At 36.6% G+C, this 23,907-nt stretch carries 24 protein-coding genes; 15 read left to right on the top strand and 9 right to left on the bottom strand.

Annotated features, from left to right (window positions below; translation table 11 throughout):
• Nucleotides 1-171: 171 nt before the first annotated feature.
• The 4 genes from motA (at nt 172) to NYE67_RS17675 (ending at nt 3,824) form a co-directional block, all read left to right on the top strand.
• Nucleotides 172-972 carry a flagellar motor stator protein MotA gene (gene motA, locus NYE67_RS17690; RefSeq protein WP_340726201.1) on the top strand — a complete coding sequence of 267 codons (801 nt, stop codon included), beginning with the start codon at nt 172-174 and terminating at the stop codon, nt 970-972.
• Nucleotides 956-1,720 carry a flagellar motor protein MotB gene (gene motB, locus NYE67_RS17685; protein WP_340726200.1) on the top strand — a complete coding sequence of 255 codons (765 nt, stop codon included), beginning with the start codon at nt 956-958 and terminating at the stop codon, nt 1,718-1,720. The genes motA and motB overlap by 17 nt, the downstream gene beginning before the upstream one ends.
• Before the next feature lie 107 nt (nt 1,721-1,827).
• A complete protein-coding gene (locus tag NYE67_RS17680; RefSeq protein ID WP_340726199.1) occupies nt 1,828-2,916 on the top strand; it encodes a PfkB family carbohydrate kinase in 1,089 nt (362 codons plus the stop codon).
• Nucleotides 2,916-3,824: a pseudouridine-5'-phosphate glycosidase gene (locus NYE67_RS17675; protein ID WP_340726198.1), complete on the top strand. Its 909-nt coding sequence runs from the start codon at nt 2,916-2,918 to the stop codon at nt 3,822-3,824. The genes NYE67_RS17680 and NYE67_RS17675 overlap by 1 nt, the downstream gene beginning before the upstream one ends.
• 80 nt (nt 3,825-3,904) lie before the next feature.
• Here the strand turns inward: NYE67_RS17675 and NYE67_RS17670 are convergent, their stop codons facing one another.
• A complete protein-coding gene (locus NYE67_RS17670; protein WP_339214149.1) occupies nt 3,905-4,126 on the bottom strand; it encodes a DUF1128 domain-containing protein in 222 nt (73 codons plus the stop codon).
• A gap of 181 nt (nt 4,127-4,307) precedes the next feature.
• Here NYE67_RS17670 and NYE67_RS17665 point away from each other — a divergent pair, with 181 nt between their 5' ends.
• On the top strand, nt 4,308-4,637 hold the full coding sequence (locus NYE67_RS17665) for a YtxH domain-containing protein (RefSeq protein ID WP_191701001.1): 330 nt from the start codon (nt 4,308-4,310) through the stop codon (nt 4,635-4,637).
• A 139-nt stretch (nt 4,638-4,776) separates the two neighbouring features.
• Nucleotides 4,777-5,712 (top strand): YihY/virulence factor BrkB family protein, encoded by a 936-nt coding sequence (locus tag NYE67_RS17660; protein WP_339214148.1) that lies wholly within the window; start codon nt 4,777-4,779, stop codon nt 5,710-5,712.
• Nucleotides 5,713-5,808: 96 nt separating this feature from the next.
• Here the strand turns inward: NYE67_RS17660 and NYE67_RS17655 are convergent, their stop codons facing one another.
• Nucleotides 5,809-7,713: a heavy metal translocating P-type ATPase gene (locus NYE67_RS17655; RefSeq protein ID WP_340726197.1), complete on the bottom strand. Its 1,905-nt coding sequence runs from the start codon at nt 7,711-7,713 to the stop codon at nt 5,809-5,811.
• A 214-nt stretch (nt 7,714-7,927) separates the two neighbouring features.
• Between NYE67_RS17655 and NYE67_RS17650 the strand changes: the two genes are divergently transcribed.
• Nucleotides 7,928-9,310, top strand: coding sequence for an L-cystine transporter (locus NYE67_RS17650; RefSeq protein WP_191701004.1), 1,383 nt, complete (start codon nt 7,928-7,930; stop codon nt 9,308-9,310).
• A 419-nt stretch (nt 9,311-9,729) separates the two neighbouring features.
• On the opposite strand, the gene NYE67_RS17645 is transcribed toward NYE67_RS17650, so the two are convergent.
• Nucleotides 9,730-11,268: a fumarate hydratase gene (locus NYE67_RS17645; protein WP_340730719.1), complete on the bottom strand. Its 1,539-nt coding sequence runs from the start codon at nt 11,266-11,268 to the stop codon at nt 9,730-9,732.
• Between the two features lie 358 nt (nt 11,269-11,626).
• A complete protein-coding gene (locus NYE67_RS17640) occupies nt 11,627-11,812 on the bottom strand; it encodes an SE1561 family protein (RefSeq protein WP_191701006.1) in 186 nt (61 codons plus the stop codon).
• Between the two features lie 475 nt (nt 11,813-12,287).
• Between NYE67_RS17640 and NYE67_RS17635 the strand changes: the two genes are divergently transcribed.
• The gene (locus tag NYE67_RS17635; protein WP_340726195.1) at nt 12,288-13,445 is read left to right on the top strand and encodes an MFS transporter; all 1,158 of its coding nucleotides are present in this window, start codon (nt 12,288-12,290) and stop codon (nt 13,443-13,445) included.
• A gap of 16 nt (nt 13,446-13,461) precedes the next feature.
• Here the strand turns inward: NYE67_RS17635 and NYE67_RS17630 are convergent, their stop codons facing one another.
• The 4 genes from NYE67_RS17630 to NYE67_RS17615 all read right to left on the bottom strand — a co-directional run bounded on the left by NYE67_RS17630 (nt 13,462) and on the right by NYE67_RS17615 (nt 17,036).
• Nucleotides 13,462-13,698: a carboxypeptidase gene (locus NYE67_RS17630; protein ID WP_340730718.1), complete on the bottom strand. Its 237-nt coding sequence runs from the start codon at nt 13,696-13,698 to the stop codon at nt 13,462-13,464.
• Nucleotides 13,699-13,803: 105 nt separating this feature from the next.
• Nucleotides 13,804-15,165 carry a 23S rRNA (uracil(1939)-C(5))-methyltransferase RlmD gene (gene rlmD, locus NYE67_RS17625; protein WP_340730924.1) on the bottom strand — a complete coding sequence of 454 codons (1,362 nt, stop codon included), beginning with the start codon at nt 15,163-15,165 and terminating at the stop codon, nt 13,804-13,806.
• A 133-nt stretch (nt 15,166-15,298) separates the two neighbouring features.
• Entirely contained in the window at nt 15,299-16,084 is a 786-nt protein-coding gene (locus NYE67_RS17620; RefSeq protein ID WP_340726193.1) for a polysaccharide deacetylase family protein, read from the bottom strand.
• A gap of 52 nt (nt 16,085-16,136) precedes the next feature.
• Nucleotides 16,137-17,036 (bottom strand): TIGR01777 family oxidoreductase, encoded by a 900-nt coding sequence (locus NYE67_RS17615; RefSeq protein ID WP_340726192.1) that lies wholly within the window; start codon nt 17,034-17,036, stop codon nt 16,137-16,139.
• Between the two features lie 109 nt (nt 17,037-17,145).
• Between NYE67_RS17615 and recX the strand changes: the two genes are divergently transcribed.
• Genes recX through NYE67_RS17600 form a run of 3 tightly spaced genes read left to right on the top strand, consistent with a single transcriptional unit; the run spans nt 17,146 to nt 18,548 of the window.
• The gene (gene recX / locus NYE67_RS17610; protein ID WP_340726191.1) at nt 17,146-17,955 is read left to right on the top strand and encodes a recombination regulator RecX; all 810 of its coding nucleotides are present in this window, start codon (nt 17,146-17,148) and stop codon (nt 17,953-17,955) included.
• Nucleotides 17,948-18,277, top strand: coding sequence for a YfhH family protein (locus NYE67_RS17605; protein ID WP_340726190.1), 330 nt, complete (start codon nt 17,948-17,950; stop codon nt 18,275-18,277). Before recX ends, NYE67_RS17605 begins: the two co-directional genes overlap by 8 nt.
• A gap of 1 nt (nt 18,278) precedes the next feature.
• The gene (locus NYE67_RS17600) at nt 18,279-18,548 is read left to right on the top strand and encodes a YfhJ family protein (protein WP_340726189.1); all 270 of its coding nucleotides are present in this window, start codon (nt 18,279-18,281) and stop codon (nt 18,546-18,548) included.
• Nucleotides 18,549-18,621: 73 nt separating this feature from the next.
• On the opposite strand, the gene NYE67_RS17595 is transcribed toward NYE67_RS17600, so the two are convergent.
• Nucleotides 18,622-19,611, bottom strand: coding sequence for a metal-dependent hydrolase (locus NYE67_RS17595; RefSeq protein WP_340726188.1), 990 nt, complete (start codon nt 19,609-19,611; stop codon nt 18,622-18,624).
• A 151-nt stretch (nt 19,612-19,762) separates the two neighbouring features.
• On the opposite strand from NYE67_RS17595, the gene mutY reads away from it, so the two are divergent.
• The 4 genes from mutY to NYE67_RS17575 all read left to right on the top strand — a co-directional run bounded on the left by mutY (nt 19,763) and on the right by NYE67_RS17575 (nt 23,806).
• Nucleotides 19,763-20,821, top strand: coding sequence for an A/G-specific adenine glycosylase (gene mutY, locus NYE67_RS17590; RefSeq protein ID WP_340730717.1), 1,059 nt, complete (start codon nt 19,763-19,765; stop codon nt 20,819-20,821).
• A gap of 62 nt (nt 20,822-20,883) precedes the next feature.
• Nucleotides 20,884-21,192 carry a hypothetical protein gene (locus NYE67_RS17585; RefSeq protein WP_340730716.1) on the top strand — a complete coding sequence of 103 codons (309 nt, stop codon included), beginning with the start codon at nt 20,884-20,886 and terminating at the stop codon, nt 21,190-21,192.
• Nucleotides 21,193-21,381: 189 nt separating this feature from the next.
• On the top strand, nt 21,382-21,930 hold the full coding sequence (ntdP, locus tag NYE67_RS17580) for a nucleoside tri-diphosphate phosphatase (RefSeq protein ID WP_191701017.1): 549 nt from the start codon (nt 21,382-21,384) through the stop codon (nt 21,928-21,930).
• 130 nt (nt 21,931-22,060) lie between these two features.
• Entirely contained in the window at nt 22,061-23,806 is a 1,746-nt protein-coding gene (locus tag NYE67_RS17575) for an ABC transporter ATP-binding protein (RefSeq protein WP_340730715.1), read from the top strand.
• The last annotated feature ends 101 nt before the right edge of the window (nt 23,807-23,907 follow it).

The raw sequence follows: 23,907 nt of genomic DNA, 5'->3' as shown, positions 1-23,907 counted from the left end.
ATAAAATGTGTTATTTTTAAATACACCCTTATCAAAACAATGAAGATTGTGATAAAAATAATAAATGTATCGAAAAATATAAAAATTGTTCTAATACTAGTGTAAAGGAAGTTAATAAAAAGATAAATATACCGAAATAAGAAAAGACATAGTAATTTGGAGGTACTACATATGGATATATCATCGGTTGTTGGGATTATACTTGCCTTTTTCGCTCTTTTACTAGGGATGTTTATGAAAGGCGTAACACCTGACGCATTATTAAATCCTGCCGCTATTTTAATTATTATCTTTGGTACGATTGCAGCGGTAACAATCGCGTTCCCAATGAAGGAATTAAAACGAATTCCAAAACTTTTTAAAATTTTATTTACAGAAACAAAATTAGCTAGTGATATTGATTTAATCAAAATGTTTTCACAGTGGGCAGATTTAGCTCGCCGTGAAGGGTTATTGGCTCTGGAAAGCAAGGCATCTGAAATTGAAGATCCCTTTCTGAAAAACGGCTTAACACTAGCAATAGATGGTCAAAATGCAGACTATATTCGCGATGTGCTGTCAGAGGAAGTAGAAGCAATGGAAGACCGTCATGGAAGTGGTGCCGCGATTTTTACGCAAGCAGGTACATATGCACCAACTCTAGGTGTATTAGGGGCCGTAGTAGGCCTTATCGCAGCGCTAAAAGATATGGGGGATATCGATAAATTAGGTGTAGCAATTTCTGCTGCCTTTGTTGCTACCTTATTGGGTATCTTTACAGGGTATGTGTTATGGCATCCATTTGCCAATAAGTTAAAACGTAAATCTTCTGTAGAAGTTAAGCAAAAGCAGATGATGATTGAAGGTATTTTGTCTGTACTTGAAGGTGAAGCTCCTCGAGTAATCGAGCAAAAGCTTGCTTCATATTTAACAATGGAAGAACGTAAGCAAATTACCGAAAGCGGGGCGGGTGGCCTTGGCAAAGAAGCGTAAAAGACATAAAAAGCATGAGGAACATGTTGATGAGTCCTGGTTAGTTCCCTATGCAGATATTTTAACATTATTATTAGCATTATTTATTGTACTATTTGCATCAAGTTCAGTAGATGAAAAAAAACTACAGCAAATGTCTGCTGTATTTAATGAAATTTTCACTAGTGGTACTGGAGTTATGGACAACCCTTCAGTAGTTCAAACGCCTAATGGTTCGACTTCCAATATTCAATCAGGTGCTTCTAAATATATGGAAGACCAAGAGCGGCTATTAGAAACACAAAATCGTGTGGACGAATTCATTGCAATTAATGAATTAGAAAATCAGTTTGAAACGAAATTGACAGAAGAAGGTTTACTAATTACGATTCGAGATAGTATTTTATTTGATATGGGGCGTGCCGAAGTAAAGGGCGAGTATGCGACTATTGCCGATGAAATTGCACAACTGTTAATGTTTGACCCACCACGTAATATCGTTATTACTGGTCATACAGATAATGTTCCGATTAATAATTCAGAATTTGAATCTAATTGGGATTTATCAGTTATGCGTGCAGTGAATTTTATGAAGGAAATTGTTACGAGTAACGAAAATCTTGACCCCAAATACTTCAGTGTAAAAGGCTTCGGGGAATTCCAGCCAATCGCCTCCAATGATACTGAAGATGGTAAAGCAAAAAACCGCCGTGTTGAGGTTCTTGTTCAACCACGTATAGCTGAAAATGGAGATTTAATAGTAGAGTAGTAAAATGCTGTTTAGAGAGAGTTCTTTCTAAACGGCATTTTTTATTTTGACATCCACTAAACAAAAGTTTATAATCATAAACAAATGTTTCTTTCGAGGTGAAGTAGTTGAATGAAAAAGAAAAGCTAATCTTCCAATTGATAAAGAAAAATCCTTATCTGTCTCAACAGGAGATGGCAGAGCAATTAGGGATGTCGAGGCCAGCACTTGCAAATATCATCTCCTCACTGATTAAGCGCGGAGAAATTCTAGGACGAGCGTATGTCTTGCCAGAAAAAAAACATATTATCGCAATTGGCGGTGCCAACGTCGACCGTAAATTTACAATTGAGCAAGATGTTCAGTTAGGTACGTCCAATCCTGCTTCTGTAACTGAAACGGTTGGTGGAGTAGCTCGTAACATTGCTGAAAATATAGGACGATTAGGTAACCATGTTTCATTAATTACCGTGATGGGTGATGATCATGATGCCACATATATTGAACAGAATTGTAATGCTACGATGAATCTTGATTTAGTTGAAAAATTAAAGGATTATAAGACGGGATCTTACACAGCTGTATTGGCGCATTCTGGGGAACTAGTAATATCCATGGCGAATATGGAAATATATGATCAACTCTCACCAACTGTTCTAAAGAAGTATGAATCCATAATGCAAAATGCGAGCTGTTTAATAATTGATTTAAACTGCCCGTTGGAAACAGTGGAATATGTAAAGGAGTTTGCCCATGAGCGCAAAATTCCATTCGCTATTATTCCTGTTTCATCCCCTAAGATGAAAAACATGCCAGAAGATTTACAAGGGGTTCATTACGTTATCTGCAATCGTGATGAAGCAGAAATGTATTTGCATATGAATTTGGAAACATATGGTCATTATGAAAAGGCAGTAAAAGCTATGTTACAAAAAGGGGCAGAATATGTTGTCCTTACATTAGGAGAACATGGAGTAATGGCTGGTCATGATAACAAAGTGACGCATTATAAAGCCATTGCAACAAAAAAAATTGTAGATGTTACGGGTGCGGGAGATGCTTTTGTAAGCGCATTTTTACATGGAGTATTAAACAATGAGGACTTTAAAGAAGCAATACAACTTGGTTTAACGAATGCATCAAAAACATTACAATCAGACAAAACAGTACGCGAAGATTTAACAAAGGAAAAATTAATTGAGTGGAGGAATTTATAATGGAACAATATTTATCATATTCACAAGAGGTATTAGAAGCAAAAGAGAAAGGTTTACCAATTGTAGCTCTTGAATCAACAATCATTTCTCATGGTATGCCATATCCTCAAAACGTACAAACAGCTCGTGAAGTAGAACAAATTATTCGTGATGGTGGTGCAGTACCCGCAACAATCGCATTAATCGACGGGAAAATTAAAATTGGTTTATCCGATGAAGAGTTGGAAATGTTCGGTAATGCACAAGGTGTAGCAAAAACAAGCCGTCGCGATATTGGCTATTTACTTGCAACAAAAAAAATTGGAGCAACAACTGTAGCAGCAACAATGATCTGCGCAGAGTTAGCTGGTATTGAATTATTCGTAACAGGCGGTATTGGCGGAGTTCACCGTGGCGCCGAAACAACGATGGATATTTCTGCAGACTTGGAAGAATTAGCAATGACAAATGTAGCTGTTGTATGTGCAGGTGCAAAATCCATTTTAGATATCGGCTTAACATTAGAATATTTAGAAACAAAAGGTGTACCAGTAATCGGATACGGCACTGACAAATTACCGGCGTTCTATGCACGTGAGAGTGAATTTGATGTAAACATTCGTGTTGATTCAGCAGAAGAAACTGCAGCTATTCTACGCGCAAAATGGGATTTAGGCTTACGTGGTGGGGCATTAATCGCCAACCCAATTCCAGTTGAGGATGCTATGGAATCAAGCGTAATGGATACTATTATCGACAATGCACTAAGAGAAGCAAAAGAACAAGGTATTGCAGGTAAAAATGTAACACCATTCCTACTGGGCAAAGTGAAGGAACTGACTGAAGGTAAGTCACTTGATGCAAATATTGCATTAGTAAAACACAATGCACGTGTAGGCGCAAAAATTGCTGTCGAACTTAATAAGTAATCGTATTTCCTGGGGAATAGTTATGAAATAAAAGGAAGCTCGTCGAAAAATATCGATGAGCTTCCTTTTGTTGCTTCCTTTTATTTACGAAGGGAGCCTAATTCTGCAACAATAGCATTCATTTCGCTAGGGCTGAACGAGTCTCGTTTCATAACCATTTCATATAGATATTGTAGATCCTCGTATTTATCTTCATCGAATGCCTCTGATTGCATAGCGTCAACGTTTACCATACGTAGTTTTTCTTTGATTTGTTCTATCATATAATTGACATTTTCTTGTGATGGGTTGGATAAGTCCATTTTTTTGCCCTACCTTTCAATGTTTACAAAAATATCATTTCATGCAAGGCACTTCTTGTCAACCCGTAAAAATTTTGAGAATACTTTTAAAAATAGCGAACATTCGCTAAAATGAGTGTAGATAAGTTTTATAGGAAATTTTTATGGGAATATGAAAGCATACACAGGAGGAGAGTAAACAATGAAAAGTAAACTATTACCGTTTATAGCAATTGGAGCAGTAACTGGTGCAGCAATCAGTATGTTAGATAAACAAACAAGGGAGCATACTGTAAAGACAGCTAAAAATGCAAAAGATACGGTTGTTTATTATGCTGAAAACCGTGACGAACTATTAGCGTTAGTTGAATCGAAAATTGAGCAAGCTCAAACAGTTTACGGAACAGTAAATGATAGTATTCAATCTATTATGCAAAATGGCAATGATATTAAAGAATTGCCAACTACGATTCAAAGCATGGTTTCCGAAACGATTGATGCATTTTCAAAAAAGGATGAACAAGCTGGCTAATTAAATTCGCCTTAGTGTAAATATGTACAGATTTTTTCTTGGAGTTATTTCGATATCTGGGACATCTGTTAGGGCGTTATCCGGATAGAAAGGTATTCAGTATATCTTTTTTCTGGGTAATTCAAAAGGTGGTGGCTGTATGGAAGAGAAAGAAGAATTTAAAGAAAAGATTTCACTTATTAAATCATATGTTTCACCTGACCCTAGTCAAATAAATGTTTTAACGACAAAAGGTTTTTTTCAGGATTTAATATACCGTATTCAAAAAGTTGATATGTCGGGGATGGGTGCACTACTTGCTTATTTCTTTTTACTATCATTTTTCCCGATGCTTATTTTTATGGTAACACTCTTACCATATTTAAATTTAGAACAAGGGCAAGTATTCGATTTCTTGAGTGATATAATGCCTGAGGAAGTTTATGTTCTTATTGAAGGGACACTTTCGGAAGTACTAACCAACCAAAATGGCGGTTTACTTTCAGTTGGTATTATCGGTACAATTTGGTCTGCCTCGCGTGCTGTAGACGCACTGATGAAAACATTAAATCGTGCCTATGATGTTGAAGCTAGAGCAGGTTTTATAAATCGTATTTGGTCTCTTTTATTTACTATTTCGTTAGTAATTATTATTTTAATTGCTCTTGTCTTGCCGGTTTTTGGACAGCAAATTGAAAATGTAGTGTTCGGCTATTTTGGTATAGAAGAATCACTGGCAGGTCTTTGGAATACGCTTCGTTGGATTATGCCGCCTACCCTTATTTTTCTTTTATTAACGGTTATGTATTGGATTGTTCCTAATACTGATCCTCGATTAACAATTGTTAGTGTTGTACCAGGTTCGATATTGGCAACACTAGGCTGGCTTACATTAACTTATGGTTTTTCATTTTATATTAACAATTTCGGCAATTTTAGTGCTACTTACGGCAGTATTGGCGGGGTCATTATACTAATGCTTTGGCTGTACTTTACAGGAATGATTTTAATATTGGGTGGAATATTAAATGCCACATTCCAAAAAAGACAGATTGCCAAGAAAAATAAAAAGAATGCAAAGACACCTGTTTTCTAAATTGTTTTGTCACATAAAAAGCACGACGCCATAAATATTTAGGCGTCGTGCTTTATTTATGGTTATTGCCAGTTGGTTATTTTAAGTAGCAAGCCATTAAACATTTTTGCTCAACATACGCAGGCCATTTAAAATAACTAAAATCGTGCTTCCTTCATGACCAATAACCCCAAGAGGGAGGCTAATCGCCTGGAAAAAGTTCGAGATGATGAGAATTGCGATGACTGTTAACGAGAAAATTATATTTTGCTTAACGATTCGTTGCATTTTCCGCGAAAGCTTAACAGCGTAAGCAATTTTAGAAAGGTCATTTTTCATCAATACAACATCGGCTGTTTCGAGTGCCACGTCCGTACCGCCACCCATGGCAATCCCAACAGAAGCAGTTGCTAGCGCTGGGGCATCGTTAATCCCATCACCTACCATACCAACATTGCCGTACGATTGCTTATACTGCTTTATATGTTCGACTTTTGTTTCAGGTAAACATTCTGCAACATAGTTTGTCACACCAGCTTCATTTGCAATTGTTTTTGCTGTCGCTTCATTGTCACCGGTAAGCATCATAACGTCAATACCAAGTTCCTTTAGTGCAGCAACTGCTTTTTTCGCTTCATCTCGTACTATATCTTTTAGGGCAATCAATGCTGCAATTCCGTTTTGGTCTTTTAAAAACACAACTGTCTTTCCTTCATTCCCTAATTGCTGCAATGCTCTGTCCGAAAAAGAAACGGCCAAATCTTTACCGACAAAATCGGGCTTTCCAATTGTATAATGTAGTTCTTTATATTGTGCCTTTATCCCATAACCCGGGATATCTTCAATCGTTATATTTTGTGGGACAATGACATTTTGTTGTTTAGCGAATGAAGTAATCGCTTGTGCAAGAGGGTGGTTTGATTGTCCTTCAATGCCCGCGATTAATGCCAATGTCTCATCTTTATTTAAATCCTCACGAACGATAAAATCTGTTACGGCTGGTGTGCCTTGTGTAAGTGTTCCGGTTTTATCGACAGCTAAGACACGTAATGTATTCAAATGTTCTAAATGTAAGCCACCTTTAACTAAAATACCGTTTCTGGCACCATTTGAGATGGAAGATAGGGTAGCTGGCATAATGGATGCTACAAGGGCACAAGGAGATGCCACTACCAACAGTACCATTGCGCGGTATAAAGTTGTCGTCCAATCCCAGCCTAATAAATAGTGGGGCAAAAACATCATGATTCCGACTGATATTAATACTCCTTTTACATAAATACCTTCAAAGCGTTCAATAAATTGCTGTGATGGGGACTTTTCACTTTGCGCAGATTGTACAAGCGTAATAATTTTTTGGAATAAGGTTTCTCCGCTTTGCTTCGTTACACTAATAGTTAAAACTCCATTTAAGTTCACTGTTCCTGCATACACTTCATCGTCAATATTTTTCGTGATCGGCATTGATTCACCTGTAATAGCTGCTTCATCGACAGTTGATATCCCTTTATATACTTTTCCGTCTGCAGGAATTCGTTCTCCAGGCTTTACTAAAATATGGTCATTTACTTTTAAATCTTTTACAGATATTTTAATAGGTTCAAATCCACCTCGTACAAGCCATGCTTCTTCAGGCTGTAATTCCATTAAAGAGGAAATTTCACGATGGCTTTTGTTCATCGCATATGTTTCAAGGGCGCCACTTAAGGCAAATATAAAGATTAATATGGCACCTTCCATCCAGTATCCAATAATGGCTGATCCGATGGCAGCCAAAATCATTAACATTTCAACATTTAAAGATTTGTTTTCAATTGTATCTTCAATGCCTTCTTTTGCTTTGGCATAACCGCCAATTACAAAAGCTGTTAAATATGCAATGACAGCTGCGGTTGTTTGATCGGTGGATTCCATCCTCCATGCCAGCAAAATAATAAAGCCGGAAACTAAGGCAGCGATCAATTCTTTATGTTCTATAATTTTCTCATTTAATGATAACTTTTCTCGATTAGAATTTTTCATATATACCTCCTTGATAATGAGTATCATTGTTAAATCAACTGATAATGAATTTCAATTATATTATAAGTATTTTCTTATTTAATAATAATTATAATATAAGCATCATATTTTGTAAATAACATACAATAAATAAGAATAATAAATACCAACTTGACTTATAAGGATTATAGAGTAATATAGTTAAGTACATTTTATTAAATAGGAGGAGTTAAAGTTGAATTTATTCGTTTTACTTAATATTGCCTTGTTGATCATTGTTATTACATTTTTATACTTCCTTAAAACAAAGCATGTTAAATTTTCTAATCGTGTATTTATCGCATTAGGATTAGGGATTTTACTCGGAATAGGGCTACAATTTGCATACGGCGTGGAGTCCGATGCAATTACAGAGACTATGCCTTGGTATAACATCGTTGGGAATGGTTATGTACGATTATTACAAATGATTGCAATGCCTTTAGTCTTCATTTCAATATTAGCAGCATTTACTAAAGTAACATTCGGGAAGAATTTAGGGAAAACAGCAGCGGTTATTTTATCTGTACTAATAGGTACTACAGCAATAGCAGCTGGTTTAGGTATTGCATCTACAGTTGCATTTGATCTAGATGCCACACAAATTATGCAAGGGGAAGCAGAAATTGCACGTGGGGAATCATTAGTGGAACGTTCGGCGGAGGTTACGTCGTTACCCGAACAAATTTTAACAATGTTCCCGGCAAATCCATTTGCAGATCTAACGGGATCTCGCGCAACATCAACAATTGGAGTTGTTATTTTTGCTGCGTTTTTAGGCTTTAGTTATTTAACGCTTCGTCGTAAAGAAGAAGAAACAGCAGCGAACGTGAAAAAAGGTGTAGACGCTATATATGGTTTAATAATGGGAGTAGTACGCATTATCTTACGCTTAACTCCATATGGTGTAGCTGCAATTATGGCACGTACAGTTGCAACGAGTGATTTAGGGGCGATTATGGATTTAGGTAAATTCATTTTGGCATCATATGTTGCATTAATTGCTATGTTCTTATTGCATCTAGTTATAGTAGCATTAACAGGATTAAGTCCGTTAACATATGTAAAAAAATCAGCAGAAGTATTACTGTTTGCCTTCACTTCACGTTCAAGTGCAGGTGCATTACCATTAAATATTCAAACACAAACAAAGCGTCTTGGTGTTCCGGATGGGGTTGCAAACTTTGCGGGTTCCTTTGGTTTATCGATTGGGCAAAATGGTTGTGCTGGAGTATATCCAGCGATGTTGGCGGTTATGATTGCCCCAACAGTAGGTATAAATCCATTATCGCCAGGGTTTATTGCAACATTAATATTAATTGTAGCAATTAGCTCATTCGGTGTAGCAGGTGTTGGCGGTGGTGCAACATTTGCTGCAATCATCGTTCTTTCTGCAATGGATTTACCGATAGCGTTAGCAGGTATTTTAATATCGGTAGAGCCGTTAATCGACATGGGTCGTACAGCGCTTAATGTAAGTGGCTCTATGGTTTCGGGAGTTGTATCTAGCCGGGTAACAAATGAACTAGATACAGATATTTATAACGAGCCGGCAGATAAAGCACAATTAGTTCAGTAAAATAAAAATAAAAAGTCGTACAGAATCATTTAGATTCTGTACGATTTTTATATGAATCAAATAAGTGAGTGCGCTGAAAATATGAGGCGGAAAAAAGTAACCATAACATTATAAGAAGAAATATATATATAAAGCCGTATGTGACATGAGGAAAAATAATGTAGACATATGTTGTATAAAGAATAGCGACCAGTAAACTGCGCTTGTATTGATAAGTTGTACTAAATTGTATTTGGGTTGCTATAAATAATGCGTTAACAAATACTTTGGTAAAAAACATTTAAACACTCCTTGTTCCATTTATTACAAAATAATATAACATAAATGATATATCAATAAACAGAATATTTTAAAAGTGGAACATAAAAAAACAACTCACCCCAAAATGATTTGAAGTGAGTTGTTAAAATTATATAAACTTAAAATACACGTTCTGCATGCAGCGCTAACTTATCTAGTGAAGATTTTTCTACATCTGCATGCAATGAGTTCCCGTGAGAGTCCATTGTTACTACAGCTGTGAAGCCTTCTACAGATAGGTGCCACATTGCTTCTGGAATACCGAATTCCATTAAGTCTACTCCATCAACTGACTTAATGCAGTCTGCGTAGTACTGTGCAGCACCGCCGATAGCATTTAAGTAAACACCACCGTGCTCGTTAAGTGCTTTTAATGTTTTTGGTCCCATACCGCCTTTACCCATAACAGCACGTATACCGAATTTTTTCATGATATCGCCTTGGTATGGCTCTTCACGAATTGAAGTTGTTGGACCAGCAGCTTTAACGACCCAGTTTCCTGATTCGTCTTTTGCCATTACTGGACCACAGTGATAAATAATTTGACCGTCTAAATCTACTGGTGCTTCGACACCTTCACCGATTAAGTGATGGTGGATTGCGTCACGACCTGTGTACATACGGCCAGAAATTTTTACTACGTCCCCAACTTTAAGTGAACGGATTTTTTCTTCTGTAATTGGTGCAATAAGTTCAACTACTTTATTGTCCGAGTTGTCTTGTTTTACTTCGTCACGGAAAGTAATTTTTTCCCCATCTTGGTAGTGCCAGTTCGTGATTTCACCAGTCGCTGGATCGATATCGATTGCCATACGACGGTAAGCCCAACAGTTGTAAGCTACAGATACGAAGAATGATGCTGGTAAACGGTCCATTACACCGATTTTACAACCAAGTAATGTAGCTTCACCACCGAAGCCCATTGTACCAACGCCAAATGTATTTGATTTTTCTACGATGTACTTTTCTAATTTTGCTAAGTCTTCAATTGGATTCACATCATCTACATGACGGAATAACTGCTCTTTCGCTAAATCATATCCAGAAGAGCGGTCACCACCGATACCGACACCGATGAAACCAGCCGAACAGCCTTGCCCTTGTGCTTGCCATACAGAGTGTAAAATACATTTACGGATACCGTCTAAGTCACGACCAGCGCGCCCTAAACCTTCTAATTCTGTAGGTAATGAATATTGGATATTTTTGTTTTCACAGCCGCCACCTTTTAAGATAAGCTTCACTGTAATATAGTCATTTTCCCATTGTTCAAACTTGATAACTGGTAGACCTGCTCCGATGTTTGTACCAGAGTTCTTACCAGTTAATGAATCAACTGAGTTAGGACGTAATTTAGCATCCCCTGTAGCTGCCGCGATAGCAGTTTGGATAGCTTTTTTAATTTCGATTTGGTTTACACCAACTGGAGTATATACTTTAAATGTTGGTAGACCAGTATCTTGACAAATTGGAGACACATTGTCTTCAGCCATTACAATATTTGTAGTAATCGTGTCTAATGACATTGCTGCACGAGTTCCCGCGTTTTCTGCTTCTTTGGCAGCTTTAATAGCGCGGCGAACGTCTTTTGGTAAGTTTGTAGATGTTTCAGTTACTAAAGAATAAAGACTTTTTTCTAAAGTTTCTAAGTATGCCATCTTATTTTTCCCCCCAGAAAAATATGTTTATTTTTGTCGTTAAATGAATCGTCGACATAGGTCAGAACATAATCTTTCACGGTATAGTGAAAATTATACTCTTTCTAATAATCCATCTTACATTATAACTCTTTTAAAATAGAAAAAAAAGAGCGCTTACACGAATGAATGTCAAAATACATAAAATTAAGGCGGATAATAGCGGATGTAGTCAAAAGAATGAAAAAAGAGGGTATCGGGAAGTTAGTTAATGACATATAGCTTGTGTCGAGAACGAGAATCAAAGGAGCGCGGAAATTTATAGCGAAGAAAGGCTGTGTAAAAGTAAAGTACACTTTTACACAGCCTTTTAAGATTTTTATTTTTCTTCGCGTGATTGGAATTGGTCCATTTTATCTTCTAAATCATCCATCATTTGAATTAAGCGATCGATATCTTCTAGTTCAGTTGTTTCAGGGTCAATAGCATCCAACACTTCAAGGAAAATTTCTAAACGTTCCTTTAGATACGTTACTTGCTGCTCTTTATTCGTAATTGGCTTCATAGTTAGTAATGCTCCTTTTGTGTTTACATACGAACATTATACTACGTTCTACTGGAAAAGTTAATTGACAACTTGCGCTAGAGAGAATTTATATACCTTATCTATTAAATTAGCTTAAAAAATTAGGAAATTATATAGTACTTGTTAATTATTTTAAGATTCTATGTATTTTGAATATTTACAATATTGAAGTCTTGTGATAAAGTAAACTCATACTTAAAGAAGAGGAGATGGTCGGAAAAAAATTGTATAGACAAACTCAAAAAAAGGAGGACGTTTAAACATTTTCGGCAATTAGTCGAGACGACTGTTTACGCAAGAATAAAATGGAATTAAGTGATATTTAAAACCCTAGTTAACTTTTAGAGATAAAGTTGGCTAGGGTTTTATATTTTTCTGAACTGTTTATTGAGTTCTCCCCATTTATAAATGGCTATGATACGATAGAATGTATGAATCAAGGGAGAATAATGAAATGAGTTATAATCAGCGAAGATTTATTATTTTAGTTATTATCGTATCAATTTCAGGCTTTTCGCAAGGTATGCTATTGCCGCTTATTTCAGTCATATTTGAAGGGGATGGCGTGTCATCTACACTTAATGGCTTGAATGCAACAGGGTTATACATAGGGACTTTATTAATTTCCCCATTTATTGAGCAGCCTTTACGCAAATACGGGTACAAACCCATTATTGTATTTGGCGGGGCGTTAGTTTTTATATCATTAATGTTATTTCCATTTTGGAAAAGTGTTATGTTCTGGTTTATTTTGCGATTATTAATCGGAATCGGTGATCATGCATTACATTTTGCAACCCAAACATGGATTACAACGTCGACAGCTTCTCATAAACTTGGAAAAGCCATGTCTATATATGGATTATCTTTTGGGATAGGGTTTGCGGTTGGTCCGTTATTTGTACCGCTGATTAAAATATCCGAAAGCTTTCCGTTTATTGTGTCATCGGGATTATGCCTATTAGCATGGTCTTTAGTATTTCTTGTTAAAAATGAGAAGCCGGAAACGTTGGCAGGAGATGCAAATCAAAATAGTTTTTCACGTTATAAGTTGGCAGTGAAATATGGATGGATTGCATTTTTGCCCCCATTTGTATACGGTTTTTTGGAGTCCTCTCTAAATGCTTTATTCCCGGTTTACGCGTTACGAAAAGACTTTAATATAGCATATGTTTCTATCATTTTAGCGAGTTTTTCAATTGGAGCTATCTTAATGCAATTTCCACTAGGTGCATTGGGTGATAAAATTGGACGCCGTAAAGTCATCGTTTCAGGATTAATGGTAGGCAGCACCTTTTTCTTTATCGGCAACTTTTGGGAGAATTCCGAAATATTTGTTGCGGCTACCTTTTTATTAGCCGGGATGAGTGTTGGTTCAATGTTCTCGCTAGGCATAACCTACATGACAGATTTGACGCCTAAAGAATTATTGCCAACGGGTAATTTACTTTGCGGTATTTTCTTTAGTCTGGGAAGTTTATCGGGACCATTATTAGGGGGATTGTATTTGGAAGTTTTTCCAGACAGCGGATTTTTATTTGTTATTTCTGTAATGCTGTTAGCTGTTGCGATTGTAATATTATTTGGTAAAACAAAAAAACTTTCTATATAGTAAAAAGCAGACGTCCTTAATTGGAACGTCTGCTTTTTACTGAAAAGAATATGATCGTTGTTAAAATCATTGCTAAAATTATGTAGATAAATACATTTAAATAATTTACACCACCGAATGTAACAGCGGCCTGCAATGAGCTGGCTGAAGTTGCGGAATTTTCATCATTACTAGGAAAGATAAAGCCTCCGAGTGATGAAATACCCCAATAAGAGAGAATGAATGTAATAATTACAAATATAATATTTTTCATTTAAATACCTCCTAGCAAATTCTATTTTACATGAAAAATGAGAGAATTTGGGGACAGATACGAAAAACACCTTCATCAAAATTATTTTGATGAAGGTGTTAGCTATTATTTCTTTAACGTTAATTTTACAACACATTCAACTTGTGCTGTTTGGGGGAACATATCAACTGGCTGAATGTACTCCACTTTATACGCTTTTGATAAGTCTTTCAAATCACGTGCCAGCGTAGACGGGTTACACGATGTATACACGAAACGCTTAGGTTTTATTTTTAATACTGTTCTAATAAAGCCTGGCTCCAATCCTGTACGAGGAGGATCTACACAAATTACATCTGGACGATAATCTTCTTTTGACCAACGGAATAGCCATTTATCGGCCGAGCCTGGGAAGAAACGTACATGTTGTAAATTATCATTTGTGCGGGCATTATATTTTGCATCAGCAATTGCTTCATCGACATTATCCATACCGCGTACTTCACGAGCACCTTCTGCAAGCCACATACCAATTGTGCCAACACCACAGTAAGCATCAACTACATTTTCTTTTCCAGTAAGTGCAGCAGCTTTTTTTATTTCATTATATAAATGAACTGTTTGCTCTGGGTTTAGCTGGAAAAATGCACGAGTTGATAAATCAAATGCAAATTCGCCTAATTTTTCATGAATGGCATCTTTACCATCTAATACATACGTATCACTACCAAAGATAAGAGATGTTTTTTCACGATTTACGTTTTGTGTAATTGATACGATAGAGGGATCAATTTTTTTGATGCGTTCAATTAACTCCTCTTTATGCGGTAATTCATGACGAGTTGTCACAAGACAGACTTGTGTTTCACCAGAACGCATACCTGTACGCACTACAATAGTACGTACTAACCCATTTAATGATTTCCCATCATAAATAGGGATATTTAATTTTTGTAAAATTTTACGTGTAGCTACTGTAATTTTTGATGTTACAGGATGTTGCACGAGGCAATCGTTAATATTTAAAAGTTGATTCGTTCCTTCTGCAAAAAGTCCAGCATAGACACGCTTACCTTCTTTACGCACTTGGAATTGAGATTTATTACGGTAGTGCCAAGGGTTATCCATACCGATAGTTGGACGGATTTCGGCTGTTTCTGCAATATCCTTTGCATATTTTTCAAATGCTTGAATAACGACATCACGCTTGTTAACTAGTTGAGCATCATACGTCATATGCTGTAATTGGCAGCCTCCACATTCTGAATAAACAGGGCATGGTGCTTCTTGACGGAATTCGCTCTCTTTACGAATGTTCAATATTTCGGCTTCGGAAAACTTTGGAGATACTTTTGTTAACCTAACTGTTACTTCTTCTCCAGGAATAGCCCCTTTTACAAATACTACATTACGTTTATAAAACCCTACACCTTCACCATTAATACCTAGGCGCTTTATTGTTAACGGGAACTTTTGCCCGACTTCCATTTTTAATTCACTCAAGTTTTTACACGTCCTTTAAATAGAGTGACTCGCACCAAAAATTAGTGCGAGCCACTTCCTTCTTTTCATCATTTCAGTATAACGGAAATTGTAATGGAAAGAAAGGAACGCAACTTTCCTAATATGGAGATATTTTTTCGTGCTCAAGTACTAAGTCATCCAGAGAGCCGAATGTGTAACCTTGGGCTTTTGCATCTTTTATAAATTGCGGTATTGCTTCGGCATTATCCTGTGCGACAGTATGCATCAGAATTATTGCACCTGGATGAAGCTGTCCCATTAGTGCATCATAAGCATATTGGGCACCACGTCGCTCATCCTTTAACCAGTCTTTGAAGGCGATCGACCAGAACATATGGCGATAACCAGCTTCATTACCAACTTTTAATACTTCTTCATTAAAAATTCCTTCTGGTGGTCGGGCATAGTACGTACGTTTTACACCAGTTAGTTCATTTAACTTATCATCAAATTTTTTCCATTCAGTTTTCATTTCAGCAGCAGATAGCCGAGCCATGTTAGGATGACCGTAAGAGTGGTTCCCGATAATATGTCCATCTTTGACCATTGTTTTTACTAAATCGGTCGCACTCGTCAAATAGTGACCAGTCAAAAAGAATGTAGCCGGTGCATTTTCTTCCCTTAGCGTATTTAAAATGCTTTCGGTATAGCCATTTTCGTAGCCATTATCGAATGTTAAATAAACAATTTTCTTCTCTGGGCTACCTTTATAAATAGCACCGTATTTGTTCATTAATGTTTCTAAAGGTTCTCCAATTTCCACTGGCTCGCCATTTTTGCTCGGTTTAAAGCCCCAGTGAAATTCCTCAGCCTCGGCTACTGAAATAAATGATACTAATGCAACGAGTAAAACGAAGCTAATTCCTAAAATGTGTCGTTTCATTAAAAAAGCAACCTCCTTTTACAAGTAGGTTGCGTGAAATGCCACGTTTTATTCATTTATATAAATTACGAATGGCATCTTCGACAGATACGAACTGAAATTCAAAATTAGCATTTAATAATTTTTCCGGAAATACGTGCTGCCCTTCAAGAACAAGAATACTTTTTTCACCAAGTGCAAGCTTTAAAACTGTGCTTGGAACAGGAAGCCAATGAGGGCGATTTAGTGCTAAGCCAATTGATTTCCCGAATTCTTTCATTCTTTTCACATTCGGTGTTGTAAAATTAATTGGTCCGGATAAGCTTTCGTCTGAAATTAGGAACAGCATAGCTCTCACTACATCTTCTATATGAATCCAACTTAGCCACTGATTACCCGATCCGATAGTTCCGCCGATGCCAAGTTGATAAGGAAGCACCATCATAGGCAATGCGCCTTCACCGTTTTGTAAAATGACACCAAACCGAGTTAAACAAGTACGAATACCGAGTTGCTCAGCTTGTAGTGCTTTTTCTTCCCAGTGTGCAACAACTTGCCCTAAAAAATCATTTGCTTTTTCATTAGACTGCTCTGTGTAGACAGCAGTTTCTGATACCGGATAAATCCCGACTGCGCTCGCATTAATTAAAATCTGAGGTTTATATTGTAAGCGTTGCAATATACGGATTACTTCATCTGTTGCATTCATTCGACTGTTATAAATCTTTTCCTTTTGTTCTTCTGTCCATCGACCATCGTTTAAAGATACACCAGCCAAATTTATAAAAACATCAGTGTTTTCAACATAAAGCTCAGGGGTCGCGTCGTCATTTAACCATTGAACGTACTGAATACCGTTTTTAAACTGTTGCTCGCCACGTGTCAATATTATTACGTCATGTCCGTTTTCAATTAGCCGCTCACTTAATTTACGACCAACCATTCCTGTCCCGCCTGCAATAGCAACTCTCACAAATAACACCCTCCTTTAATTAGTCTAGTTAGTTAAGTATACCGTTTCATGAAAGAGAAAGTAAAAACATGTATACTAGAATGAACAAGGTTATTGTGAGGTGTGCATAGTGCAAGTAATAACAAAAATCGGACGGCAAAAAAACAATCAACAACGTTATAATATATATTTAAACGAAAAATATTCGTTTGCGGTCGATGAAGGTACACTTATTAAATTTGGTCTGCAAAAAGGCAAAGTACTTGAGCAGATGGAAATAGATGAAATACAATATGAAGATGAGATTGCAAAGGCATTTAATAAGGCGCTGAATTTTTTAAGCTTTCAAATGCGCAGTAAACATGAAGTGAAAACAAAGCTGTTACAATTAGGTTATGGGGAAGCTGTCATTCAGGAAGCTATTCATAAACTAACAGGCTTAGGTTTTTTGAATGATGAAAGTTACTCAAAAGCACTTCTTGAAACGAGAAAGCGTACTGCCAAAAAAGGCCCCGCAGCTATCCGACAAGACTTCATAAAAAAAGGCATTGATAAAGAATTGCAGCAACAAGTATTGGGAACATTTAGTCATGATGAGCAACTGAAGATTGCAATGGAATTAGCAGAAAAAGCAATTAGGTCCAATGAAAACAAAACACCGACTCAAGTGAAACAAAAAATCCAGGATGTACTCCTCCGCAAAGGCTATTCTTATTCCATAGTGACTGAAATACTTGAACAAATAAAACTTGAACGCCATGATGAAGATTGGGAGCTATTAATCGAAAATCAGGGCGATAAACTTTGGCGCAAATATGCATCGAAGCTAACTGGATTTGAGTTGCATCAAAAAGTAAAGCAAGCTCTGTATCAAAAGGGCTTTCCGATAGATAAAATAAAAGAATATATTGATCAAAAGGAGCAACACCAAAATGAATGAATTAACTTATAGTAGAATGTCGGATCAAGAATTACGCCAAGAAGTTGCCAATTTACGTGAAAGAGCACGAAAAGCTGAGCAATTAGGGATAGTAAATGAATATGCGGTTTTTGAGCGCAAAGCACTGATGGCTGAAGCCTATTTAGTCGATCTTTCAACAATTATTCCCGGGGAGTTATACCGTTTAAATGGTTCACCCGGTGAATTTTTTCAAGTAGATTATTTAAAAGGGCGTTTCGCATGGGGACACCGATTAGGTTCTGAACGTTTTGAAGAGGCATTACCCGTATCAATGTTACGTCCGGTAAAGGAAGGGAAGTAAAATGGAAGAGATTTATCAAAAACTGACAAAGCAACTTTTGGACAAAAATCCAAACTTGCCAACAGGTCGTGCCCGTACATGGGTGGAACTATTATGCAGTGATTTTGAATCAACCTCGGCAAAGGCCGGTGCAAGTTATCGCGGCACGGAATATACAGGACAATTAGTCAGTCAGTTAATTGAAAGTTATGGAGATAAGCTTCACCTATTCGCAGCGAAAAATCCAAAATATGCTCATTTATTGAATGATAGTGAAGATACATTGAACTAAAAAACCACCAGTTTATGCTGGTGGTTTTCCCCGTTTAATAACCAAAATGAGTTGGTTTTAGAGGGTTTGTCATTTATTCATTTCCAGCGCCTATTTGTAAACGCTTTTGTAACTTTTCTTCCGTAAATATCCAACCTGTATAAGAATTTACGATGTTAAGTTCTTTATCTAAATGTGCGACGGCAACGAATGGGTAGCGGTCGTTACTGCGATAGCGCAAATCAATTAATCGAAGTTCCGTTATTCCATTTTCAAGCTCGGAAATCTCCCATCTATAGAGTGGGGAAAATGATAAAAACGCATCAAGATTCGGATCTTTAATCGCTTTTTCAACGAGCTCTGTTTTTGGAATAGGCTCAATTTTGAACTTGTCATAGATGTTGACAGTTCTTCGATAAGCACGGCCTACGTAAAAATGCGTTTTTGACTTTGCAGCTATTTTCCAATGGAAGAAACGCATTGTCGGAGCCACAATGACAAATTCCTCATCTTGCAATTCGTGATGAACGGCAGACTTAATTGCCTTTTGAATGGCAAAGCGTAAAATATAGTAAACAAAAATAATTAGATACATTATAGTAAATGTTAAAACGGGTTCTGTACCGAATAGCCAAAGTAGAATACCTATACAATGAATCCCAAATATAAATGGATCGAATGTATTGATAACACCGAGTGCTACCCATTTTTTTGAGAATGGGCGTAAAGCTTGGGTACCGTATGCATTAAAAATGTCGACAAAGACATGTAAAAATACTGCAATCTGAGTCCATAACCATACATTAAACAAATGAGCGTCAGGTAGAATAATGGCGAGTGCACCTGTTATTAATAAAGGCCATAATAAAACAGCAGGGATCGAGTGTGTAATTCCCCGATGATGTCGTATATAGATTGCGTTATTGCGAAATTTCAAAACCGTATCAATATCAGGTGCCTGCTGACCAATAATCGTTCCGGCCATAACAGCGGTAAATGTTATTGAATGGCTAGCAACAGTGGGGTCAACAAGTGCTAGGCCACCAATAGCAATACCCATTACAAAATGTGTGCCTGAATCCAAAGTTATCATCCCCTCGATCATCAAACCGTTCCAGAACGGAAATATATAGCTTATTTCAATGTATAAACATTAAAGAAGGTAAGCCTCAACGTAATTTATTTAATAATATACCCTTTTTTAAGGAAATAAAATCGAATTTTTGGAGGACATTTTGAACTATCCATATATAAAACAATTTCGCCAAGCATTAGTTACATGGTATTTAGAGGAACAACGAGATTTGCCGTGGCGTCATACGAAAGAGCCCTATCAAATTTGGGTTTCTGAAGTGATGCTTCAACAAACAAGGGTGGACACAGTAATCCCATACTACAATCGATTTATAGAAAAATATCCGACAGCGGAAAGTTTAGCATATACGCCGGAAGAAGAGCTTCTTAAGATGTGGGAAGGTCTTGGCTATTATTCCCGTGTGCGCAATTTACAGGCTGGTGTTAGAGAAGTTGTCGAAGTTTACGGCGGTAAAGTACCGGATAATCGGGTAGATATTTCAAAGTTAAAAGGTGTTGGGCCATATACAGCAGGCGCAATTTTAAGTATTGCTTATGGTAAGCCGGAGCATGCTGTTGATGGGAATGTTATGCGCGTATTGAGTCGCGTGTTAAATATTGATGCAGATATTGCATTACCAAAAACGAAGAAAATTTTTGAAGAGGCAGTAACAAAGTTAATTGATGTAGAAAATCCCTCCGCCTTTAACCAAGGATTAATGGAATTAGGAGCATTAATCTGTACTCCGACGTCCCCAAAATGCCTACTATGTCCAGTACGTGATTATTGCACTGCCTTTCATGAAGGTAACCCGGCAAGTCTACCGGTAAAATCCAAAAAGCTAAAGACGAAAGACATACATTATGATGTCTACGTAATTCGCGATAAAGATGGAAATTACCTCATGGAGAAAAGGATGGAAGAAGGGCTGCTTGCAAATATGTGGCAGTTTATAATGGTTGAGCATGATGAACTTGAAAATAGTTTAACCAAAGTTGAAAAACAATATAACGTGATCCTTAATAGGGAATTAGTCGAGCCAATAATTAGTTTTAAACATGTATTTTCCCATTTGAAATGGCATATTAGCAGTTATTTAGTTGATGCAATTGATACTGGTGAATTGAGCCAGTTAAATACAGCCTTTTTGACGAAAGAGCAAATTGAAAGTATCCCGATGCCTGTGCCGATGTTAAAAATTTTAGGAAAGTTAACATGAAAAAAATAGTGCATAATTCATTCTACCTCCGACCACAATAATGGTCATGGAGGTGAAAAAATATGAAACGAAACGATCAAAACAACCGTAATAACCAACAAAATCGTAACAACCAGCAACAAAACCAAAATCAATTCCAAAACCAAAACAATCGTGAGGAATTTGGTGAAGATCTAAACTTTAATAATTTTAACCAAAATCAAAATCAAAACCAAAAGCAAAACCAAAACAACCAAAATCAACAAAATAATAACGAAGAATTTGGTCAAGAGTTGAATTTTAATGAAGTTCAACGACAAAACCAAAAACAAAATCGTGAGCAAGAACAACGTAACGCTCAATTTAATAAGCGTAATAACAATAACTTCTAATTTGAAGTAGAAGAGGGTGTTCTGAAAGTGTCGTACTTTCAGAGCATCCTCTTTGTTTTGGGATGAACCACTATCATTTTTCCGAATTTTTCACACAAAATTGAAAATAATTGCATTCTAACTACAAGTTTTGTTAAAGCATTGTTATAATACAATAAAGACAGCTAAGACGAAAAGGTGGGCTTTAAGATGGCATTACCGGTTGAAGGAGAAACAATCCAAATACATAGTTATAAGCACAATGGTAATATCCACCGTGTCTGGCAAGAAACGATGGTATTAAAGGCAACAAAAAATATCATTATCGGTGCGAATGAAAAAACACTTGTAACCGAATCAGATGGTCGCACATGGTTAACGCGTGAGCCATCGATTTGTTACTTCCATGCTGAGCATTGGTTTAATATTATTTGTATGCTGCGTGAAGATGGAGTGTATTACTACTGCAACATTAGTTCACCATTTGTGTTTGATAATAATTGCTTAAAGTATATTGACTATGATTTGGATGTAAAGGTGTTTCCTGATATGAGTCATGCATTGTTGGATGAAGATGAATATGAACAGCACAAGTTGGAAATGAATTATCCTGAAGTCATTGATAAAATTTTAAAGCGCAATGTCAAAACATTATTGAGCTGGATTGAACAGCGTCGTGGTCCATTTGCTCCAGACTTTATTGAATCGTGGACAAACCGCTATGAGCTATTAAGTGAAATTCAGGCAAATAAAGAGTAAACAAAACACAAGTGACTTTTTAGGTTGCTTGTGTTTTTCTTTTGGGTAAAGTCCAACTATAAATAGTAATTGAAAAATTATGATATGATAGTTGCTGTTGCAAAATTTCTGAGGGGAAGTGTTCTTTGCATTGGATAGTATTAAACGTTATATGCGGTTCGTAAAGCCGTATAAAATGCTCTTATTTTTAACAATCGTCATCGGTATACTTAAATTTGCAATACCGTTATTTTTACCATGGCTATTACAAATAATTATAGATGATATCTTATTAAAAGAAGGTCTGTCTACAGAAGAAAAAATGAGGCAGCTATTTACATGGATTGGTATTGCACTCGTTGTGTTCTTTATTATTCGACCACCCATCGAATATTACCGTCAATACTTTGCGCAAAATTTAAGTAATAATATATTATTTGATATACGTAAAGAATTGTATGGGCACTTACAAAAGTTGAGTTTAAAGTATTATGCAAATACCCGTGCTGGAGAAGTAATTTCAAGGGTAATTAATGATGTCGAGCAAACCAAAAACTTTGTCATGACAGGATTAATGAATTTATGGTTGGATTTAGCAACAATTTTAATCGTCATTGCCATTATGTTTACGATGGATGTAAAGCTGACAATTGTTTCGTTAATTGCACTTCCGTTTTACGCTTTTAGTGTTAAATACTTCTTCGGTAAATTAAGAAGGTTAACTAAGGATAGGTCACAGGCCTTAGCGGGCGTTCAAAGTTATTTACATGAGCGCGTCGCAGGGATGAGCATTATAAAAAGTTTCACATTAGAAAAGCATGAGCAAAAAATATTTGATGATACAAATGGTGAGTTTTTAAATAAAGCATTAGCCCACTCACGTTGGAATGCGAAGTCTTTTGCAGTCGTCAATACAATTACAGATATGGCACCGTTAATCGTTATTGGATATGCAGGTTACCAATATTTACAAGGCGCACTTTCAATTGGTGTACTCGTTGCTTTTTATGCATATATTGAACGCCTTTATGGTCCTTTACGTCGTTTAGTAAGCTCGTCAACAACATTGACACAATCTATTGCCTCGATGGACCGGATGTTTGAGTTAATGGACGAAAAATACGATGTCCAAAATAAACCGAATGCACTGCTACTTCCACAAGCAAAGGGTAAACTTCAATTTGAAAATGTCACTTTCCAATACGAAAAAGATGGGAAAATAATCTTGAATAGTGTGGATTTTACCATTGAGCCGGGACAAACTGTTGCCTTTGTCGGGATGAGCGGTGGAGGGAAGTCCACGATCGTCAGTTTAATCCCACGTTTTTATGATGTAACAGAGGGCGCAGTAAAAATTGATGATTACAATGTTAAAGATGTAAGTATAGAATCTTTACGTTCACAAATTGGGATAGTATTGCAAGATAATATTTTGTTTAGTGACTCAGTAAAGCAAAATATTTTAATGGGTAATCCAAATGCAACAGATGAAGAAATAGTTGCAGCTGCTAAAGCGGCAAATGCTCATGATTTCATTATGAGTTTACCTGAGGGCTATGATACTAAAGTCGGTGAGCGGGGAGTCAAACTTTCTGGAGGTCAAAAACAACGTGTAGCAATTGCACGGGTATTTTTGAAAAACCCTCCAATACTAGTATTGGATGAAGCAACTTCAGCGCTTGATTTGGAAAGTGAAGCACTTATTCAGGATTCGCTCGACCGATTAGCACATGATCGTACGACAATTATTATTGCGCATCGACTATCTACAATTACCCATGCACATAATATATTTGTTATAGAGCATGGGAAAGTAGTTGAAGCAGGAACCCACCAACTACTAATGGAGCAAGAGGGAGCATATTATAACTTATTCCAAGTACAAAAATTAGATTAAAACCTAAAAGCTATGTTGAAACAATAATTCAGCATAGCTTTTTTATTGGTTTAATATTCATAATATTCAATAAATTATATCACGATAATGTTGTAAATTTC

The sequence above is a fragment of the Solibacillus sp. FSL W8-0474 genome (genome assembly GCF_038004065.1).
Classification (GTDB): Bacteria; Bacillota; Bacilli; order Bacillales_A; family Planococcaceae; genus Solibacillus; species Solibacillus faecavium.
Note: the sequence above shows the minus strand (reverse complement) of the source record. Positions and strands in the feature narration are given on the sequence as shown.